This is a genomic window from Geitlerinema sp. PCC 9228, from assembly GCF_001870905.1.
Classification (GTDB): domain Bacteria; phylum Cyanobacteriota; class Cyanobacteriia; order Cyanobacteriales; family PCC-9228; genus PCC-9228.
The window spans coordinates 1-21,445 of record NZ_LNDC01000099.1 but is presented as its reverse complement, the minus strand read 5'-3'; the positions used below and the strand labels follow the sequence as shown (position 1 = coordinate 21,445).

Below are 21,445 nucleotides of genomic sequence, written 5' to 3'. Positions count from 1 at the left end.
AGCTTACTGGGTTAGACACTCGTTGAGCTGCGATCGCAGTTTTTCGCTATCTAAATTTTGACCAATAAGAACCAGTTGGTTTTTCGGTTCGGTTTTCCACTCGTCATCGTCAATAGCAAAGCGTTTGCCACTCAAATGGAAAATATGGCGTTGAGAGCTTTCTTTGAACCAGAGAATCCCTTTGGCGCGGAAAATTGTAGATGGCAGTTGGTTGTCCAGAAAATATTGAAATTTCCGCAGATCGAACGGTTGTTTACTTTCAAAAGAAAGAGAACTGAACCCATCCACCTCTAAATGATTTTGATGGTCGTGGTGGTCGTGGTGGTGGTGGTCGTGGTGGTGGTCGTGGTGGTGGTCGTGGTGGTGGTCGTGGTGGTGGTCGTGGTGGTGGTCGTGGTCGCTATCTTTAAAATAGCGATCGGATTCAAACAAACCCACGCTGAGAATCAAAGGCAAGGGAACTTGCGATCGCACCGTACGCAGAATCCGAGCATCGGATTTAATATCGCGAATTTTGCTCTCCAGCAAATCCACATCAGCTTCGTCCACCAAATCGGTCTTGTTCAGCAGAATAATATCCCCGTAGGCAATTTGGCTGTAAGCCGTTTGACTGTTAAACAAATCCACACTGTAGTTTTCGCAATCCACCAGGGTAATAATCGAATCCAAGCGGGTCATATCCCGCAGTTCCGTCCCCAAAAAGGTCATAGCTACTGGCAACGGGTCAGCCAATCCCGTGGTTTCCACCACCAGGTAATCCACATTTTCCGGACGTTCCAAAACTTGGTAGACCGCATCCATCAAATCATTGTTGATGGTGCAGCAAATGCAGCCATTGCTCAAGGCCACCATATTGTCTTCGGTACTGACAATCAAATCGTTGTCAATCCCGATTTCGCCAAATTCGTTGACCAATACAGCAGTTTTCAATCCCTGCTGGTTGGTCAAAATGTGATTGAGCAAAGTGGTTTTGCCACTGCCCAGGAACCCGGTAATAATGGTAACGGGCAATCCATGTTTGGGAGCATCAACCCCTTGCGATTGGTCGGATGGAACCGGTGCGGTAGGCATAAAAAAATCGAAAAACTTTCTAAAAAACGAACTGTATGGGTAGCATTGTCTATTGTATCGAATCGTATTTTGTATGGGGGTCAAATTCCATGACGCACCTGTTTATATTTATAAATACAGATGCGATCGCGACCTAAATTCTTAGCTTCGTACAAGGCGCGGTCGGAACGGTTCACCAATTCCGTACCATCAACATACACCAGCGGACCGGTGGTGGCGATGCCAAAGCTGAGGGTGATATGAGCAGCAATAGCAGAACTTCGGTGTTCGATGTGACGTTGGTAAATCTGCTGGCGAATGGTTTCAGCCACTCGAACCGCCCCTTGATTGTCAGTCTCCGGTAAAATAATGGCAAATTCTTCGCCGCCATAGCGCGCCACAATATCGGTAGACCGTTTGAGAACTTTCTGGATGATGGCCGCTACCTCTTGCAGGCAGCTATCCCCCTGGGGGTGACCGTAGGTATCGTTGTAGGATTTAAAAAAGTCAATATCGCACAAAATTAACGATAGAGGCAACTCTTGTTGTTGGCAGCGCCAGCATTCGTGGTGCAAATATTCATCAAACCGGCGGCGATTGGCAATCTTGGTCAACGAATCTATGGCAGCCAAATGTTGCAGTTCGGTATTGGTGGCTTGCAGTTGCTGGTACAGTTGCGATTGTTGGATGGCAATCCCGGCTTGGGTAGCAATTTGACGCAACCATTCTTTTTCCCATGCTTGCCAGTGGCGGACAAAACGGCATTGATGGACAATCAGCAATCCCCATAAGGTAGTCTCTTGGGGGTCGGTGGCGTTGGTGGTGACATGCGGTTGCCAGCGTTGAATGGGGATAACGAGTGCCGACTGCGCGCCAATACTTTCCATAAACTCCACAAAACAAGGGGAAAACGGACCTTGGGTGATGTCATCAATGGTACCGATTTCCCCTCGTTGGTATTTTTGGTAGCAACTTTCGGGAAAACAAGCTGGCGAAAAACTTCTGTGCAAAAGCGAAGCAATCTCGGGATGGGTGGCTTCGGCGACGATGGTTCCGGAACGATTTTCATGCAAGCAGTACACCAAAACGCGATCGCTTTGCAAAATAGAACGCACGTCAGTAACGGTAGTATCTAAAATATCTTCTAGGTAGAGAGAGCGATAGATTTTTTGCGCGATCGCTTTGCTCAAACGTTCCCGTTCCGCTTGTAGTTGTAAGGTTTGATGGACCTGGTAGCGGTCTTCTTCTACCCCCAATGCCGAAGCAACGATGCTGAGCAAATCCAAATCTTCGTTGGAGAAGTCGCGATGGTTTTGATAGAACAAACACAAACAACCTACATTTTTTCCTTGGTAGCGAACCGCACACCCCATGTAGGTTTGGAAACGCTGGGAAAGCTGGGACTGACATTCCATTGCGTTTAGGTCTTCCCCATGACCGATGAAAGTTTGTTGGCTTTGGTTCTGTTCTAGCAATTGCCTGCCTATGGGACAATCAGAACAAGGAAAAACTGGTTCGCTGCCGTCGCTGGTCCACTGTCCAAAATTAATGATTCGATCGTTTTCTAGGTGATTGTACAAAACCAAATGCGCCTGGAGCAGTTCCCCAACTACTCTCACCAGCGTGTTGATATTATCGAGGTGGTTGCTATCAAATTCCAGGAAACAGTGATTGATTTGTCGCAAGCGTTTTTCCACTTGTCGCTGTTGGCTGATGTCCATATAAGCAACTGCTACGCCATAACCGGGTAGCGGCAGGGGAGCAGCTTTGACTTGCAACCAGCGAGTTTCGCCGTTGGCGTGGCGTAGTCCCAAACAGCTTTGAGAAACCGTACGGTTTTCCCGCAATGCGATCGCCCAAGGAGACGAGTTTTTGTCCAAAGGCGTGCCATCAACATACATGGCTTTCCATGTCGTCTCTTGATAGTTACTATCATTGTGTTCCGAGCGAGATACGCCGAAAATTTTTTCGGAAGCAGTATTAGCTTCTATAAGCTTTCCGGTATTATCGAGAATAGAAACACCTACGGGTAAAATTTCAAATAGGGTTTGGTATTTTTGCTGGCTTTCTCGCAAAGCCTGTTCCGCCCGCACGCGATCGCAAATATCTTGAGCAACAGCGATAATTTCATGGGTTTGATTATCATTTTGTACAAACGGCGAAATGTGAATCAGAAAATACCGCCCTTCATATTCTAGTTCGATTGTTTGCGAACCACCGGCCAATGCTTGTTGGAAAGCGGGTAGCAAAACCTGGCAAGTCTGGGGAGGTAAAAATTCCTCTGGTCTTTTTCCCACAATGACATCTCCGGCAAATCCCAACTCTTCCGCTGCTTGGCCTTCGTTCAAGGTATAGCACATTTGGCTATCCAAAACCGACACTACGCCGTTGGGAAACATTTTAGCCAGGGAACGGTATTTGTGTTCGCTTTGGCGCAACGTGGCTTCCGTATGCTTGCGTTCAGTAATATCGGCAAAAGTGCCTAAAATGCCAATGACATTGCCTGCCTCGTCGTGTAGGGGAATTTTGCTGGTATCGAACCATCCCTGGGTATTGTCGGAACGCCGCCCTTGTTCTTCAATGTGGTACTGGGGACAGTTGTTGTCCATGACGTAGCGGTCCCAAGAGCGAAAGGTTTCCGCTTCCTCCCGATTCCAGGATAGTTCCAAATCGGTTTTGCCAACGATGGCTTCTGGGGTTTCCACCCCTACCAAACGGGCAAAATTGCGGTTGCATCCCAGATACACGGAGTGAAAATCCTTCCAAAAGACAAAATCGGGAATATTTTCTAAAACCAGCTGCAAGAACTGTTGCGATTTTCGTAGGGAAGCCTCGGCTTGTTTGCGTTCGGTGATATCTAGCAAAGTGCCAATCAAACCGCGAAATTCCCCTTTTTCGCTGTACCACGGACGTGCTTTCCCCAAAACCCAAGCGATGCTGCCATCTGGTCTTTGAAATCGAAATTCCATTTTGCTCAAGGGTTGGGTTTCGGCGGTTGCCCAAGCTGCTAAAAATGTGTCTTTATCTTCGGGATGGAGAGCGCAAGGCCACTCCTGCCGGTAAGCTTGTTCTGGGGTCAGTCCCGTCAGTTCGCACCAACGCTGGCTGACAAAAATCACTTCTTTGCGGTCGTTGGTTTGGAAAATCCCCATGGGAGACTGGCTGGCGAGCAGGCGGAATTGTTCTTCGCGATCGCGTACTTCTTGTTCCGCTTGTTTGCGATCGGTAATATCCAGCAAAACTCCATCAATAACCATCTGACCACTATCGGTACGGGAAGAATGAATGCTATCGCGCACCCATTTGAGTTCGCCGCCACTGGGGAAAATCCGATATTCTAAATAAGTGGATATCTGCTGCGATCGCGCTTTTTCCATCACTTGTACCAACTGCGGTTGGTCTTCTGGATGGATATGTTGCAACAGATACCTGGGATCGGCAAGTACTTGCGAGGGCTCTACCCCCAACAAATCTTGCACTCCGGCACTGATAAAGGACACGTACAGATGGGGTTGCCTGGTTGGTCTTTCTTCCAGACAGTGAATCCGATACACGCAACCGGGAATGTTGGCAGCAATGCTGGCAATTTGTTCTTGACTTTGGCGCAATTGAGCAGCCAGGTGTTCGGTGTTGTTTAAATCGACGCCCACGGCTTGAAACTCTAAAACCTGCCCTTGCACGTCAAAAAAAGCACAGGTTTGCCAGTGTTGGATACATAAGCGACCGTCAGCCGTCAGTATTTTTTGTTGGTGAACGCCGATGGGGTTTTCCGGACAAAAGGAGCGTAAGTAGGCTTGAAAAGTATCCCATTCTGTGTTGCTCAGCCAGTGGAAAATATTGCTGCCAATGGTCTGTGCTGCTGGCTGCCCCAAATGGCGGCTAAAGGTTTCGTTAACGAAGGTAATTGTACCGTTGGGAGCAAACCGGCAAATCAATTTTGCGGAAGAAGTCTCTAAAGGGGACTCAGTAAAACTCAAATGTCTTTCCAATGAAATTTCAGTGATTCGGATGGGGGGTAAGGAACCAAAGTTCGCCCAGTTCCAGCCCCGCTCGTTTTCGCGATTGAACTCCATTTTGGATGTACTCCGTCCTGCATAATGATTTCGCGATCGCCCTATGTTGCCGCTGCCAAACAAGTCTTGATTTTCCCTTTCAGATCGATCGTGGGAAATAACGATACATCTATTGTAACAAGAGTACTTGTTTGATTGGAGAGGAGAGCGTATTTATTAGCTATTTTTTATAAAATGTTGCAAATTAGATTGCGGCAAGTTTTGGAGAATTTGGTAGAAATTATCTTAAAAAAAGATAATGTCTAAAAAATATAAACAAATGCGAAATTGATTTGATAGATGGCTCGTTTTTGGTACTTGCCCACTGTTGGCGTCGAGCAACTATAAAAACTACCAAACTAGAGAATTTAAAAAGAATGTAGAAATTTGATGGATTTTTCCGAAAGACCATCATGGCCACGAACCTCACTATATTTTTGGGGCAAAAAACTTTTTGGGATAGAGCGTCATTGTTTGTTGGTAGTTGGAGGAAAAATAAAACTAGATAAAAAAAGAAAAGCTCATCGCAGGGAGGGAAAAATGCTATAAAACTTTCACTTGCGATCGAGCAACGATTGAATGTGTTCGACAAACTCTTGGTGATCGACCACCGGCTTGGAGATATAGCTATCGGCACCGCTTTGTTCGAGAAAGGTTTCGCGATCGCCCGCCATGGCATGAGCCGTCACCAAAATCACTGGTAAATTCGCAGTCTTGGGGTCGGATTTCAACATTTGGGTAATTTTAATCCCATCCACCGCCTTGCCTTCGTACATACTGCGAGAAAGGGAAACATCCATTAAAATCAAATCCACTTCCCCAGATTGAGCGCTCGAGATTACTTCATTTACATCTTCGGTGTGTTTGACTTGCATTTTGCCGCGCTTGGTAAGAATTTTAGAAAAAACGCGGGCATTTACCAAATCATCTTCCACAATTAAAACTGTAGACATAGCACTTTCTCAGTTGATTGGTTGTGATAACAGGGTTTTTGGGCTGCCTGGCAGCACTTGTCTGCTGGGAAACGGCTATACGAAATTTTTTGTGCCCATCTACGGAGCCAGCCACAAGCGCCACCAAACTAGATTGTAAGATAGCTGATGTGCAAATGGCGTGGTAGAAAATTTGCCCAGTTACTTCTGTAGGTTAGACGACCATACATTGCTTTGCAAAAAGAGAACAGCGTTCGTATTTTACTGGGTATGTTGGCGTGTGGGCTTGTCTGGGGTACTACAGAAATAGGGGAAGGGGAAATGAAGATACGGCGATCGCGTCAGGATTCGTGGCATGCTAGCTATGTGCGGGAAATACCTCCCCTGGAGGTGGCAACGGCGAACTTTGCAGGTAGAATATGGCGAAGGTTGTTTTTGCTGGTTTCTACAGGCAAAAAAGCGATCGCCGATAGCAGCAAAATACAGCTGCTGGGAAAACCTGGGCGCATTCTTTTGAATTTTGCTTTGGGGGTTGTACGCCCATAACACGCACGCTCTCCCTTTCGTATCCCCCCTCTCCCCCATCAACGGGGTTTGTTTGCCATGGATTCCCAATGGCTTTTCCGGGCAATGCTTCTTCCTTGGGTCTTGACCGTTGCGTGCGTTCGCTGCCTTCCCACCGCAAAAAAATCGTCAAACCGTTGTTGCTGGCGTTGAGCGTCAACCAAAACGTGCAGTTGCTTGTTGTTAGGGACAAGGATTTTTTTCATGGCCAACCAATTAAATTTACTTTCTACAGGACAAGTTATTTCCACCCCTTTACACACAGAAATGCAGCAGGCGTACCTGGAGTATGCCATGAGCGTCATCGTGGGTCGGGCGTTACCCGATATCCGAGATGGCTTAAAACCGGTACACCGGCGGATTTTGTACGCCATGCACGAGTTGGGTCTGACCCCCGATCGTCCCTACCGCAAATGTGCGCGGGTAGTGGGGGATGTGCTCGGGAAATACCATCCCCACGGCGACCAGGCGGTTTACGATGCCATGGTCCGCATGATTCAGGATTTTTCCTGTCGCTATCCCCTACTAGACGGCCACGGAAATTTTGGTTCCATCGACAACGACCCACCAGCTGCCATGCGGTATACGGAAACTCGTCTGGCGGCGGTGGCACACGAATCCCTACTTAGCGAAATTGACAAAGCAACGGTTGATTTTATTGATAATTTTGACAATTCCCAACAGGAACCGGTGGTGCTGCCAGCGCAGCTTCCCATGTTGCTGCTCAACGGCTGTTCGGGAATTGCTGTGGGAATGGCCACCAATGTTCCTCCCCACAACCTCACCGAAGTGGTGGATGGGTTAATTGCCCTAATTGACAAACCGCAGCTCAGCGACGAGAAGCTATTTGAAATTATTCCCGGTCCCGATTTTCCCACTGGTGGTGAAATTGTGGGCAGCGAGGGCATTCGCGATGCTTATACCAAAGGTCGGGGAACGATTCCGGTGCGTGGGGTGGTGCATTCGGAAACCGTTGCCGGTCGTCGGATGCGTCGTACGGCCTTGGTGGTGACGGAGTTGCCGTTTCAGGTGAACAAGGCCAATTGGATTGAGAAGGTGGCCAATTTGGTCAATCACGGGCAAATTGAGGGGATTGCTGATATTCGCGACGAAAGCGATCGCGAGGGGATTCGGGTGGTGATAGAACTCAAACGGGAAACCGACCCGCAAGCGGTTCTGCGGCAACTGTACAAGCAAACGCCGTTGCAGGTGAACTTTGGGGCGATCTTTTTGGCGTTGGTGGGCAACCAACCCCGCCAGTTGAGCCTGCGGGAGACGTTACAAGAGTTTCTCAAGTTTCGGGAAGAAGCCCTTACCCGCCGCTATACCCACGAATTGGAACAAACCCAACAGCGGCTGCATTTGGTTTCGGGATTGCGCCAAGCGATCGCCAACTTGGACCGCACCATCGATATTTTACGGCAAGCCGCTGATGGCAGTACGGCCAAAGCCACCCTGCAATCGGAGTTGGAATTTAGCGAAGAGCAAGCCCAAGCGATTTTGGCCATGCCTTTGCGGCGGCTGACAGCGTTGGAACAGCACAACCTGCAAAAGGAATTCGACGAACTGACCCAAAAACAAGAGCAACTGCAAAAATTATTGAGCGATCGCCAGGAATTGCTCAAAGCCCTAAAAAAAGAACTGCGCGCCCTCAAACGCAAGTATGGCAATCCCCGTCGCACGCAAATTGTCGATGCTGCAGCAGCAGACGCCAGCGAAACCGTTCCTGGTGGTTCCGGGAAAACTTCCCCAGAACCAACGGATAGCGAGGAGGGGGAAGAAAGCACCATCGAACTTACCTATAAAGGGTATATCCGCCGCTTTGCCAGCGATTCTGGTGAAGAAAGCAGCGGTTCCCGCCGTCAGAAAAGCAAAAAAACCGCCAGCAAATCCGCGGTACGGCCGCGTTCCCCCCAAGGCGATCGCGACTTGCCCTTACAAACCTACCAAACCACTACCGATCGGGAACTGTTAGCCATCACCGCCGACGGCAAAGCGTATTCGGTGCGCGTTAGGGATATTCCCAAAAGCCACGGTCGCCACCAACGGTCTACCCCTTTGATTCAGCTGCTACCACCCGCGGCCCAAAAAGAACCCCAAGCGATCGCTTCCTCGCTGCTGCTTCCCGACACCACTACCGAATCTTACTTACTTATATTGACTTATCAGGGACGCATCAAACGGTTGCCTTTGTTAGAAGCAGCTAGTTCCAGCAGCCGCGGCATCACCGTCTGCAAGCTCAAAAGCGGCGATCGCTTGATCTCCGTACAAACCTGTCAGCTCGGCGAACAAGTCCTTTTAGCCACTTCTGGCGGTCGTATCCTGCGCTTTGAAGTAGACGATACCCAGCTTCCCATACGCGGGCGTACGGCCCAGGGAGATATGGCATTGCGCTTGCGCAAAAAAGAAAAACTGGTAGGCATGGCCACCGTACCTCCCCACGGCGACATTGCATTAATATCCGCCGCCGGCTACGCCAAACGCCTACCCGTCAACCTCCTCCGTCTCGCCCAAAGAGGCAGCATCGGCACCCAAGCCTTCCACTTTCCCCACAAAAACGACACCCTAGCTGGCATGGTAGCCGCCCACCGACAGGAAACGTTGGTCATCACCACCGATCGCGATCGCCACCTATCCGTTGCCATGGATAGCCTAGCAGTAGACAATCCAGATAGTTCCGGCGATCGCCTGCAGCAACTCCAAGAGTCGGAGCGCGTGGTTTCTGTGTTGCTAGCCCATCATGGATGAGGGGTGGAGCATACCGAGGGTGGGCGTGTGGGAGATCGGTAAATGAGAAAATGAGGTAATTATGGAAATACAATTTATCTTTGTCTCCCATACCCCCACGCTCCCTCCTCCAAAACATGCTACAAAGAACAAAGACGAATTCCCCAAAATACAGTATGACTGAGGCTGCATTCCCCCACAAATACATCGGTGTTGCTGTTATTTGGAACCAGCAAAATCAAATTCTCATCGACCGCCGCCGTCGAGAAGGAGAAATGGGAGGATTGTGGGAGTTCCCAGGGGGCAAAATTGAATCTGGGGAAACTTACGATGCATGTATCCGTCGGGAAATTCGAGAAGAATTGGGCATTGACGTTCGCGTAGGCGATCGCTTAGTGGAGATTACCCATACCTACGATACCTTTCGCGTCACCTTAGTGGTGCATCACTGCCACCATGTAGCCGGCCGTCCCCAAGCGCTAGAATGCGAAGAAATTCGTTGGGTCCATGTAGAACAATTGCATGGGTTTGCCTTTCCCGAAGCCAACCTGCAAATTATCAATGCTCTCCAAAAAGAACAATCCGCTTGAGGGCTCCCCTCTCTAAAGAGTAGAGGATTCCCAAAGGATGCTCCGCGATGGGCTGAAGCTGCATTGCTACGCTTTTCTTTTAGACTGGCACCCAGAAGTGAAGCCGGGTGGAACCAGTCAAAGCACCCCTACTTACTCACCTCAAGCGATTTTTGTCGCCATTGGGACTACTTCTATGCCTATGTGGTTTCGCACCTTTCAACACTAAGTCAGTTCGATACGCTCAGCATCCTGCCCTTGTTGGCAGTGATAGGGGCTTGCGGCTTAAAACCGTAGTGACGAATATGCCGGGATGGTGCCGTACTAGGATGCCTCTTAGCGCAGTTGATACGCCTACTGGCCACACCGATATTCTAACTGACATGGGGCGCAAGCCCCAAAGTTGGCTGTATCCCCTGGCTAAAGCACCAGGGGTTTTAGCCTTCCCATACTGTTTCTATAAGGGCAATGCTGGCAATTCCCTATCCGAAAAAAACCTATGAACGACCTTCCCCCTGACCAACCAACTGTCAAAACCTGGATGAGAAATTTTGGCCGTTCGTTGGCGGCTAGTTGTTCCTTTTTTTTGCTAACTACACCTTGGGCTTTCGGTTCGTTTTTAATTGCCAATGAGGGAAAAACGCTCATGTTCGCAGATGTTTTATCAGAAGGTAGAGACCTCTCTCAATTTTTAGAAGTTTTTGACATTGTTCGTTCGGATGTGGGTAGCACATTAGACACCGCTGCCGACTTGGGGAGCATTGAAGACACGCAAGTGGTGCGCCAGTCAGTGAGCGAAACGGAATCGGTGGATCTCTATCGCTTGCAATTGGAACGTACCAGCAATTTTGTTTTGGGGCTTGACGATTTGGAAAGCGACGCCGACCTGCGTCTGGTTCAAGATATCAACAACAACCAAGCCATTGAATTTGACGAACTCATCGGTCAATCCGTACGACCGGGAACGGCGGCAGAAAGCGTAGAAATTCCCAATTTGGGAGCAGGGGAATATTTTGCCCTCGTTACCCAATTTTCTGGAGAAACCAGCTACACTCTGATGGCAGCAGCAACGCCTACCGACCAACCCCCGTTACAGCCACAACAACCGCCGGCTAATTTTAGTCCCAGCTACGGCTTCGGTATGGTGGATGCATCGGCAGCGGTAGCAGCGGCGGTTGGTGCCCAGGAACCGTTTCCTGAAGTAACCGATTTGACCCCTGCCAGTTCGTTTTCCAACTACAACGATTTAAATCGCTTGCAGGTACCGGAAGTTTGGGAACAGGGAATTACCGGTGAAGGTGTAGTGGTGGCGGTTGTGGATACGGGGGTAGCTCCAGAACATCCCGATTTGGCCACTCAGATGTGGGTGAATGCCGATGAAATTCCCAACAATGGGATAGATGACGATGGCAATGGCTTTGTTGACGACGTGCGGGGATACGATTTTGTGGATGGAGATCGGGACCCGCGGGATGAAAACGGTCACGGCACCCACATGGCCGGTACGGTGGCAGCCGGCCGCAATGGCATCGATACGGACTTGAGCGGCAACGAATGGGAGGTAACCGGTGTCGCCTACAACGCCCAAATTATGCCAGTGCGGGTTTTTGGAGAAGATGGAAGTTCTGATAGTAGGTTAGCAGCAGGCATTCGCTATGCGATCGCCAATGGTGCCGATGTGATTAACATTCCCATTGGCCAGCCCTTCAACGAACTACCAAAAACCCAAAAAGCCCTCACCGAAGCGAGGAAAGCCGGCATTCCTGCCATTATGCCCACCGGCAACGACGGCCAAGGGGAAGAAACCAGTTTTCCCGGTTTTCCCGCCAGATACGCTGCCTTAGATTTGGGCATTGCTGTGGGTGCCGTAAACGAAAAGCAGGAAGTCATTGATTTTTCCAATCCCGCCGGTGCCACCCTGGGTGGCTATCCCTTCTTTGTTGCTCCTGGGGAAGCCGTCGCTTCCACCGTACCCGCCAGTACTTCTACCTTTAGCTTGCCCAACAACCAATACGTGGGGTTGAGCGGTACTTCCATGGCTATGTCCTATGTGGGTGGGGTGGTGGCTTTGCTGCGGGAAGCCAACCCCAGCTTGACGCCCCAGCAAATCGAACAAATCTTGATAGACACTGCCGATCCTAAGGGGTTGCTGCCTTAGCCGTTAAATGCCATAAACCGGCAAGGTAAAGTGAAAACAACTGCCCTGGTTGGGAACCGAATCTACCCAAATTTCCCCGTAGTGGGCGCGAATCAATCGCTGGCACAGCGACAAGCCAATGCCGTAGCCTTCCGCTTCTTGGTCCCGTTGCAGGCGAAAACGATCTTCAAAAATATGCTTTTGGTTTTCTGGCGGAATACCAAATCCATTGTCGCAAACGCTAATTTGAACGTTGCGGGTGGTGCGGTGCAGGGCAGCCACCTGAATGACCCCATTTTCCGGGGTGTATTTAATGGCGTTGTCGATTAAGTTGGTCAGCACTTGGCGTACCCGTTCGGGATCGGCCTTGACCAGGGGCAAATCGTTGGGCAAGTCCGCTTGCAGGTATTGGGATTTGGAAGCACAGCGTTCTTGGAAATATTCAATCACCTCTTCGCACAGCTGCTTGAGATTGCATTTTTGCCGCTGCAGTTGAAATGGTTGCTCGGCGTTGCGAGCGGTTTGCAGCAAGTCGGAAATCATGCGTTCGATGTTTTTGGTTTGGGTACGCGCATGCTTGACTAGTTGGGCGACTAGGGAAGGTTTGAAGTTGGCAGGGGGTTCTTCCCCCGATCCCAGATGGGTTTGGAGGGTTTCTAAAGCGATGGAAATGGCGGTGAGGGGATTGCGCAGGTCGTGTGCCAGCATGGCAATTAAGCGTTCTTTTAATTGCAACTGCTGCTGCAGTTCTGCTTTTTCTTGCTTCAAACGGAAAATTTCGTCTGACATGCGCATGATTTCCGCCGAATGCATGACCGAGAGGTTTTGCGAGGGCGAGAGGTTCGTACATTCACTTTGACCGGCTTGACCTCGCGAGGGATTGAGTTCGCACTGGGATTTGTAGACTTCCACCGCTTGCTGCCATTTGGGCCACCAACGGTCTAGCTGTTCTACTAAGTTGGTTCCCGCTAGCGTTTGTCTGGGTTCTGGATGGATTTTGACTAGGGAAGGAGTGGCGACGAGTTTGAAATGTTCGGCTAGGTAAGGTGATTCTCCTACGTCGACAACGCGCAAATCGAATGTATAGTTGCTGTGCAGTTCTTGCAAGTGGTGCCGGATCCGTTGGATATGCTCCCGCGAACTGGGGCGCTTATCCACGAATAGCAATAGTTGCAGCAGAGCTTCGGATTGGGGGTACACTTCACGAGCAGCTATCATGCCATCTAGGTTTTCAACAGGAAGAGGTGGAAACGCTCTACGGGGGTTTCCCCCTGTACGTTGGTAGCAGGGATGGGTCCTTTGTTTTCTCTTTATACTCTAAATTCGGAAATTTGACCAAGCCTTGACTGGGAAAGAATACAACGAAATGGACGTTGCAAGTCAGGGCGTGCTTGTGGGGCGCGCCAAGTGCCTGGTTGGCTGTGGCTGGATGGCTGGATCGGGAACATTTATTTTAAGTTAGCAAGGCTATTTCCATTTTAGCTCGGCTGCCCCGAACCGAGATGTGGGGGGGGATAGTGAGAGTTTTTGGCAGTTGGGCGAGGCGATGGTGGCACAGGGGCGATCCCGGATGTAGAAAATTTTTTCTCTTTTGTATCAAATCGATCGGAAAGCGGTCCTAAAAACTTCAACACTGAATGATTGGAGTCTCCGAGCCTGCTGGCAGTCGCTGTTTGGTGGCTATTTTTTCGTTTTCGTGCCAAAACGGAAATAGAATCTTTCTATTGCTCAATTGGCGGTGAGCGTGGCCAAAACGCACTCCCAATGCAATTCCAGTTTTATCTTTTCGGGTCGAATTGAAGCTCCCAAGCAATTACACGCTGGCCTTTTTTTATTTCCTTATCCAACGATTTTAGGAGAATCACTGTGGTTGTCCAACTATCGAAAAATACTTACGAAGAAAAAACCCAAGCGATCGCTACCGAACTGCTAGCCTCTACACGAGAAAATCGTTCCTGGTGGGCACAAATGCGCGAAATGCGCTGGGATTCTACCTTGTTGGCTTGGGCGATGAGCAATCCCGGCTTGCGGGTACAGTTGTTTCATTTGATTGACTGTTTGCCGGCGCTGCAAAGCAATGCGGAGATAGCCCATCATTTACAAGAGTATATGACGGCCTCTCAGGTAGAATTGCCCAATGCTTTGAAAAAATTGCTGAATTTTTCCAAGGCAGATTCGGTTCCCGGGCAACTAGCGGGAGGAACCTTTGCCAAAGCGGTGGAAACCCTGGCTTACCGCTACATTGCTGGGGAAACGGTGGAACAGGTTATTAAAACCGTAGAACGCCTGCGTCGGGAAAAAATGGCGTTTACCATCGATTTGCTAGGGGAAGCGGTCATTGCCGAATCGGAGGCGCGGGAGTACTATCAGGGCTATCTGAATTTAATGCAGCGTTTGCGCGAAGCGGCTCAAAAATGGTCCGTCGTACCGCAAATCGATCGAGCTGATGGCGATCGCATACCACAAGTTCAGATTTCTGTCAAGTTGACGGCGTTGTATTCTCAGTTTGATCCCTTAGCGGAAAAAACGTCCCGCGATCGCGTACTGGAAAAAGCCCGTTCCCTGTTACGTCGCGCCGCTCAGATGGGGGTGGCTATCCATTTTGACATGGAACAGTACGCCTATAAAGATTTAACCCTCTCCATCCTGAAAGAATTGCTGACCGAAGATGAGTTTCGCCAGCGCAGCGATGTGGGGATAACCATTCAAGCCTATTTGCGAGAAAGCGATCGCGACTTGCAAGATACGATCGAATGGGCCAAGCAACGGGGAACGCCCATCACCGTCCGCTTGGTAAAAGGAGCCTATTGGGACACCGAAACCATTCGGGCGTTAAAAAATCACTGGCCGCAACCAGTATTTAACCACAAAGCAGCCACCGATGCCAACTTTGAATATTTAACCCAACTGCTGTTAGAAAATCACGAACATCTCTACGCCGCCATTGGTAGCCACAACGTGCGATCGCAAGCTCTCGCCTGCGCCATTGCCGAAGATTTGAACATTCCCCGCCGCCGCTTTGAAATGCAAGTTTTATATGGGATGGGCGAAAAACTTGCCAAAGCCCTTGTCAAGCGGGGACATCGGGTGCGGGTATACGCCCCTTACGGTAAATTGCTACCGGGGATGTCATATCTCATTCGGCGCTTGCTAGAAAATACCGCCAACAGTTCTTTTCTCAAACAGGATTTGGAAGAACGCCCCATCGACGAACTCATTGCGCCGCCTAAAGTCACCGCAGCCATGAAAACCGAGCAAGCCACTTATCCTTCGCCGGTAAAGAATTATGAGGGGGCAGCGGATAGCGATTATTCGCAAGCAGAAAAACGGGAAGCTGCCCAACATGGATTCGCTCAGGTACGCAAATCGTTAGGGAAAACCATTTCACCACTGATTGACGGCGAATACCGACAAACAGAAACCTATCTCGACTCGGTGAATCCTTCCCATCCCGACCAAGTGGTGGCTACGTTAGGCATGATTTCGGTCGAACAAGCGGAAGCAGCGATCGCAGCTGCCAAAAAAGCCTTCCCCAGCTGGAAACAAACCCCCGTAGAAGAACGGGTTGCCCTGTTGCGTCGCGCCGCCGATTTAATGGAAAACCGCCGTGCGGAACTAGCAGCCTGGATGGTCTTGGAAACCGGCAAACCCTTGCGACAAGCTGACGTCGAAGTTTCCGAAGCCATTGATATGTGTCGCTACTACGCCAGCGAAATGGAACGGTTGCAGCCGGGGTGGAACTTCGATGTACCGGGAGAAACCAACCGCTACCACTACCAACCCCGGGGAATTACCTTGGTAATTGCCCCTTGGAACTTTTCCATTGCTATTCCTACAGGAATGACGGTAGCTTCCCTGGTAGCCGGGAATTGTACATTACTCAAGCCAGCAGAATTTTCCACGGTGGTAGCATCGAAGATTGCGGAAATTTTGGTGGCTGCCGGGGTTCCCGAGGGGGTGTTTCAGTTTCTTCCCGGAAAAGGGTCCACCGTGGGTTCCTATCTGGTGAAGCATAAGGATGTGAATACGATTGTGTTTACCGGTTCGCAAGAAGTAGGTTGCAAAATCTACGCCGATGCGGCGGTATTGCAACCCGGTCAAAAACACCTGAAACGGGTGATTGCCGAGATGGGGGGCAAAAATGGCATTATTGTAGACGAAAGCGCCGATTTGGACGAAGCAGTGGCAGGTGTGGTGCATTCTGCCTTTGGCTACAGCGGACAAAAATGTTCTGCCTGTTCGCGGGTAATTGTGGTGGAACGGTGTTACGATCGCTTTGTGGAACGGTTAATTGAAGCCACGCGATCGCTGCATGTCGGGGATGCGGCTTTACCAAGTACCACCGTAGGTCCGGTCATCGACGCTTCGGCAGCCAACAAGATTCGCGCCTATATCGACCGCGGCAAGCAAGAAGCTAAAGTCGCTCTAGAAATGCCGGCACCAGAGGAAGGATATTTTGTAGGTCCCGTTATTTTCACGGACGTACCTCCAGATGCTACCATTGCCCAAGAGGAAATTTTCGGACCGGTGCTATCAGTGATTCGCGTGCGCGATTTCGACGAAGCTTTGCAAGTTGCCAACGATACCAACTACGCCCTCACTGGCGGTTTGTATTCCCGCACGCCTTCTCACATCGACCGCGCCAAGGAAGAATTTGAAGTGGGCAATTTGTACATCAACCGTGGTATTACGGGTTCGATTGTGGCGCGACAGCCGTTTGGCGGTTTCAAATTATCGGGTGTCGGTTCCAAAGCCGGAGGACCGGATTACTTGCTACAATTTTTAGAACCGCGCACGGTTACGGAAAACATCCAGCGTCAGGGATTTGCCCCGATTGAAGGAGCGGATTATTAATTTGCGGTAGGGGTGTTTCGGGAAACGCCCCTATATTTTAGAGACTGGAAATCTGTTGGAAATCCTCTTGTGTGATGTTTGTGGCATCAATGCCAGTGAGAATAGCCAGATCGTTTCCATTGAATGAAATAACGGTGCCAGTGTCTGCTTGGGTTATGGTTAAATCTGCAAAGGTTAGACCGTTCGGTTGTAAGGGAAAATCGCTGGTGGGAAGTATCAAAGAATCTACGCCATCTTCAAAGTCAGTAATGGTATGGCTTCCCGATACAGGTCGTAGGAAAAAGCGATCGCTTCCACCAGCGCCAGTAAGCGTATCCTCTCCCAAATCGCCACTCAACCAGTCATTGCCGCTGGCACCGTTGAGAATATCCCCACCCTGACCCCCAAAAATTGTATCGTTGCCCTCACTACCGTTGAGATTGTCCCTATCTAAATTTCCGTTTATCAGATCGTTCCCTTCGCCAGCATTGAGGATATCGTTACCCTGACCTCCAAAAATCACGTCGTTTCCTACTTCACCAGCTAGCAAATCGTCGCCTATGTTGCCGTTGACGGTATCGTCACCCAACCCAGCGTTGATGGTATCGTTCCCCCCAAAACCAGCGATCGCATCGTTTCCAAGATCGCCATCTAGAAACTCATTAACATCGGAACCCAAAATTTCCTGGGGTCTTTCGCTTGCTTGTAGTTCCACAGCCCCAATATCAACCGTATTATTATTGACACGCGTAAAGCCTTCCCCCCGCTGTGCGTAAGGAATGGGTTCGCTGGTATCGCCATCCCCATCTAGGTCTTGCACATCCGCCGGAACGGCATCATTATCTCCCGTATCGATAGCCACGCTGCCATCGGCAGGTTTGTGGGTTTGGGTCGCACCGCCATTATCGCTAAGAGAACCAAGTTGGGGGTCTTGGTTGAGTACGTTGGTGGCGATGAAACTGCCATCTCCCACAATATTGCTACCACTGGTATTGATGGTGCCATTCTCGGTCAGTACATCGCTGCCACCGGCACTATTGGCAACAATAGAATTGGCAAGGGTAACGCTACCCAAATTGTAGATACCGCCGCCGTAATCGGCCGAATTGCCAGCAACAGTGCTGTTGGCAAGGGTGGCATTGCGGTAGTTGTAGAGACCACCAGCAAATGTCGCCGAATTCCCAGAAATCGTGCTGTTGGCAAGGGTCAGGTTTCCCAAATTGCTGATGCCGCCACCACCAGCCACCACTGAATTACCGGAAACAGTACTGTTGGTGAGGGTAGCACTGCTATAAGTATTGCGAATGCCACCCGCTTGATAGGCTGTGTTACCGGAAACTGTGCTATTGGTGAGGGTAAGGTTACCGCCACTGTCAGCACTCAAACTGGTGGTGTTGCTAATACCACCTCCTTGATAGGAAATATTGTTAGATACCTCGCTTTGGGTTAGGGTAGCAGTGCCTAAATTGATAAGACCACCACCCAAAAAAGCAGAATTGCCAGACACGGTACTATTGTTAAGGGTTAGTTCGCCATTGTCTTTCACATAAATACCGCCTCCGTCATTGGCACTCCTGGCAGCATTTTCTGGGACTTTTCCCCCAGTAACGCGGACATTTTCTAATGTGAGACTGCCATTGTCTAATATTTCAAAAACGCGATCGCGCCGTTCGCCACCACTCCCCAAGCTGCTTGCATCAATAACTGCCTCGCTATTTCCCACACCACGAACAGTAATATTCGCACCACCCGCAATATCCAAGTCAGCCACCGCCGCATCGGGATTTGATATCTCAAAATTGCTGGTATCGGTATCGCTAAGGCTAAGATTATACGTTTCTCCCCCCGTCAGTTCGATGGTATAATCCCTATCAGGATTGTTATTAGCAATCAAAATGGCATCCCGTAGAGATAATCCCGCTCCCGTATCGGCATCGCCATCGTTTTCATCTTCAGTGGTATTCACATCTAAGGCAATCAAAACCCCAGTGTACCTTCGCCGGGTAGCTGCGGTCATTGCCAAAGGTGAGCTAACGCAACCAATTTCAAATTCTAAGTTCCAGTTGCCACCTTGGTTGGCATCGCCAGTGATACTGGTACTGGCAGCAATATTGGCTTTGGTTAAATCTGCCAAATCCTGCAAAAAAGAAATTTGATTGGTGGTATCGGCAACGCGACAGCCGTACAGCAGAATATCTGCATTTTCTGTTAAAGCCGTTTGCCAGCTTTGCAAGTAAGCTCGATAGTGAGGTAGTGTCTTTTCATTGAGAACGCTGTTGCCGAGATAGACGCAGCCGGGGGAACCGTGAGCGATAATATGAATGGCTTGCAGTTGGCTGTAGCTTTTGAGAACTTCGCTAATTTGTTGGATACCATCGCGGTCAGAATCCAGCAAAACAGATTTGATTCCCGGAAGCAAACCGCAAGCTATCAAGCTTTGGGAATATTTTACCGCCGGGTCGATGAAAGCCAACGCTTGGCAATTGGTGTTGGTTGTTGCTTGCAGGGAGGAGACAGATCCTAGGGGTTGAGAAGGCAAGGTGGAAATCCCAAAAGTTTTAGATGGTGGCATAGGCATTACTGGCAGCAAGACGAAGTATTGCTTCTGGTGTAGCAACCTACGAAAAAAGATATGGAGGATAAAATGATGCTATCATCTGCTTGGCTTTTTGCAGGGATGTTCTAGAAAAAAGCAAAACCTTTCGTAAAATTGCTATGGAATAAAAAAATAGGATGCATGGAATGCACCTTATCTGAAATCAAAATTTGCCATTGTGGGATTTTCTAGCTTTGAGAGATTGGAAATGTTCTGGAAGTCATCTTCGGTGATGTTACTAGCATCAACGCCAGTTAGACCAGCAACAGCATTACCATCAACAGAAATCACCGTACCGCCTTCGGCTTGCGTGATGTTTAAATCTTCAACAGCGATGCCGTTGGGTTGTACGGGGAAGTCACTGCTAGGCAGAACCAAGGAATCTACCCCGTCTTCAAAGTCAGCGATCGTGTCAGCACCAGAAACTTTTCGTAATAGAAAGCGATCGCTTCCCTCACCACCAGTGAGCGCATCTTCCTGCAAGTCACCGCGAAGGAAGCCATCACCGTTACCATCAGTGAGAATATCTGCCTGCTGACCGCCAAAGATGGTATCGTCGCCATTGTTGCCATTGAGAACATCCTCTCCCTGACTGCTAAAGATTGCATCATCCCCATCGTCGCCATTGGCATTGTCATTGCCTTGACCGCCGAAGACCACATCAGCACCGTTACCACCGGAAATGATATCATCTCCCAAATTGCCGCTAAGTATATTCTCGCCGTTGCCACCTTGAAGATTGTCGTTGCCTTGACCGCCGAACAGGATATCGTTGCCGTCGCCGCCATCGACATTGTCATCTCCTTGGTTGCCTTCACGATTTCATCGCCAGCATCGCCACGCAGATTGTCGTTGCCGGAGAAAGTAGCAACACCGTCGTTACCATCGCCAGCGGAAACATCATCATTTCCTTCACTGCCTTCTAATACCAAATTTCACCTCAAACAGACTCGCTATCTTATCCATGAAAATTCCCTGGCGTAGGGTCGATTCGCGAATCGACCCTACAAAATTTTGGTGGGTTTATGTACATCGGACTTGGTATAATACCATTTCCTTAAAAGAATGCAACGTTGATGATGGATTTTTAAGGCAATTTTGAGGGAGGAAGAAACCATGTCAGGAGTTTCAAAAATCCAAATTGCGGAATCGCCCGAAACGCTACAAAAACGAATGAAACAGCAACAAACGATCCTCAACTTTGCCAAAGTGCACGCTCTTTATATTCTAACAATTTAGATGGTTAATACCGTCCGTGCTTTAGCTATCATTGTGAGAAGACATGAAGCGACAGTTTATCGATGGTTACGTTTATACAGAGAAGAAGGATTGGAGGACATTTTAGAGAAAAAAAGTTTCCAGGGGGACCTCCGAAAATTGATGGAGAAAACAAGGAAAAAATTCAGCAAGAACTTAGGACCCGGAAGGGTTCTCTAGTTATAAAGAAATCCAACTTTGGTTAAGAGTTGTTCATGGGATTTTTATTAATTATAGGACGCTTTATCATACGCTCCGTCGAGAATGGCAAACCAAGATGAAAGTACCTAGGCTTACGAATTGTCGTCAAGAAGCTGGTGCTATTGAAAATTTTAGAGAACAACTGCCACAACACCTGCAAAATCTGAAATATGAGCTAATACCATTTCCTTAATAGTCTGCAAGAAATAATAGGGTTTTGTAGGGGCGCAACGCGTGAGCGCCCCTACCAGGGGAATCGGGAAATCCCAAAAAATCATTGTTTTTCAGAAATGGTATAAGCCAATGGCTAGCTAAATACGAAAAAAGATGAAAGCCGCTTTGGTTACAAACATTTCCTGGAAAAAATTACTATGAAGGGCATCAAACTATGGGGATACGAATAATGAAAAGTTAAATATTTTTATGTTTATGGTTTGTAGGTATCTATATCCTTGGTATCCTTGCATAATTCCGACAATAACGATAAAAAGAATGAACCAAAGAGGGTGGCGTTGACCACGAGAACA

General features: G+C 49.1%; 13 protein-coding genes. 6 read left to right on the top strand and 7 right to left on the bottom strand.

Annotation, left to right across the window (positions count from 1 at the left end):
• Positions 1-3: 3 nt before the first annotated feature.
• From AS151_RS09560 to AS151_RS09550, 3 genes are all read right to left on the bottom strand, one after another.
• Positions 4-1,071 carry a GTP-binding protein gene (locus tag AS151_RS09560; protein ID WP_071516824.1) on the bottom strand — a complete coding sequence of 356 codons (1,068 nt, stop codon included), beginning with the start codon at positions 1,069-1,071 and terminating at the stop codon, positions 4-6.
• Between the two features lie 80 nt (positions 1,072-1,151).
• On the bottom strand, positions 1,152-5,027 hold the full coding sequence (locus tag AS151_RS09555) for a PAS domain S-box protein (protein ID WP_170861359.1): 3,876 nt from the start codon (positions 5,025-5,027) through the stop codon (positions 1,152-1,154).
• A 629-nt stretch (positions 5,028-5,656) separates the two neighbouring features.
• Positions 5,657-6,055 carry a response regulator gene (locus tag AS151_RS09550; RefSeq protein WP_071516822.1) on the bottom strand — a complete coding sequence of 133 codons (399 nt, stop codon included), beginning with the start codon at positions 6,053-6,055 and terminating at the stop codon, positions 5,657-5,659.
• A gap of 300 nt (positions 6,056-6,355) precedes the next feature.
• Here AS151_RS09550 and AS151_RS21490 point away from each other — a divergent pair, with 300 nt between their 5' ends.
• A complete protein-coding gene (locus AS151_RS21490) occupies positions 6,356-6,580 on the top strand; it encodes a hypothetical protein (protein ID WP_139240595.1) in 225 nt (74 codons plus the stop codon).
• 38 nt (positions 6,581-6,618) lie between these two features.
• Here AS151_RS21490 and AS151_RS09545 read toward each other — a convergent pair whose 3' ends face one another.
• Positions 6,619-6,804, bottom strand: coding sequence for a hypothetical protein (locus AS151_RS09545; RefSeq protein ID WP_071516821.1), 186 nt, complete (start codon positions 6,802-6,804; stop codon positions 6,619-6,621).
• On the opposite strand from AS151_RS09545, the gene gyrA reads away from it, so the two are divergent.
• The 3 genes from gyrA to AS151_RS09530 all read left to right on the top strand — a co-directional run bounded on the left by gyrA (position 6,803) and on the right by AS151_RS09530 (position 12,052).
• Positions 6,803-9,346 carry a DNA topoisomerase (ATP-hydrolyzing) subunit A gene (gene gyrA / locus AS151_RS09540; protein ID WP_071516820.1) on the top strand — a complete coding sequence of 848 codons (2,544 nt, stop codon included), beginning with the start codon at positions 6,803-6,805 and terminating at the stop codon, positions 9,344-9,346. The genes AS151_RS09545 and gyrA overlap by 2 nt on opposite strands.
• A gap of 155 nt (positions 9,347-9,501) precedes the next feature.
• A complete protein-coding gene (gene mutT, locus AS151_RS09535) occupies positions 9,502-9,915 on the top strand; it encodes an 8-oxo-dGTP diphosphatase MutT (protein ID WP_071516819.1) in 414 nt (137 codons plus the stop codon).
• A gap of 478 nt (positions 9,916-10,393) precedes the next feature.
• Complete coding sequence (locus AS151_RS09530; protein ID WP_071516818.1) at positions 10,394-12,052, top strand: S8 family serine peptidase; 1,659 nt, start codon at positions 10,394-10,396, stop codon at positions 12,050-12,052.
• A gap of 3 nt (positions 12,053-12,055) precedes the next feature.
• Here AS151_RS09530 and AS151_RS09525 read toward each other — a convergent pair whose 3' ends face one another.
• The gene (locus tag AS151_RS09525) at positions 12,056-13,249 is read right to left on the bottom strand and encodes a histidine kinase (protein WP_071516817.1); all 1,194 of its coding nucleotides are present in this window, start codon (positions 13,247-13,249) and stop codon (positions 12,056-12,058) included.
• 648 nt (positions 13,250-13,897) lie between these two features.
• Here AS151_RS09525 and pruA point away from each other — a divergent pair.
• Positions 13,898-16,885, top strand: a complete 2,988-nt coding sequence (pruA, locus tag AS151_RS09520) for an L-glutamate gamma-semialdehyde dehydrogenase (RefSeq protein WP_071516816.1) — start codon at positions 13,898-13,900, stop codon at positions 16,883-16,885.
• Positions 16,886-16,922: 37 nt separating this feature from the next.
• Here the strand turns inward: pruA and AS151_RS09515 are convergent, their stop codons facing one another.
• Positions 16,923-19,436: a DUF4347 domain-containing protein gene (locus AS151_RS09515; RefSeq protein ID WP_071516815.1), complete on the bottom strand. Its 2,514-nt coding sequence runs from the start codon at positions 19,434-19,436 to the stop codon at positions 16,923-16,925.
• Between the two features lie 177 nt (positions 19,437-19,613).
• On the bottom strand, positions 19,614-20,120 hold the full coding sequence (locus AS151_RS09510; protein WP_139240594.1) for a hypothetical protein: 507 nt from the start codon (positions 20,118-20,120) through the stop codon (positions 19,614-19,616).
• Between AS151_RS09510 and AS151_RS22065 the strand changes: the two genes are divergently transcribed.
• The gene (locus AS151_RS22065) at positions 20,103-20,444 is read left to right on the top strand and encodes a hypothetical protein (protein ID WP_170861358.1); all 342 of its coding nucleotides are present in this window, start codon (positions 20,103-20,105) and stop codon (positions 20,442-20,444) included. The genes AS151_RS09510 and AS151_RS22065 overlap by 18 nt on opposite strands.
• Positions 20,445-21,445 lie beyond the last annotated feature (1,001 nt).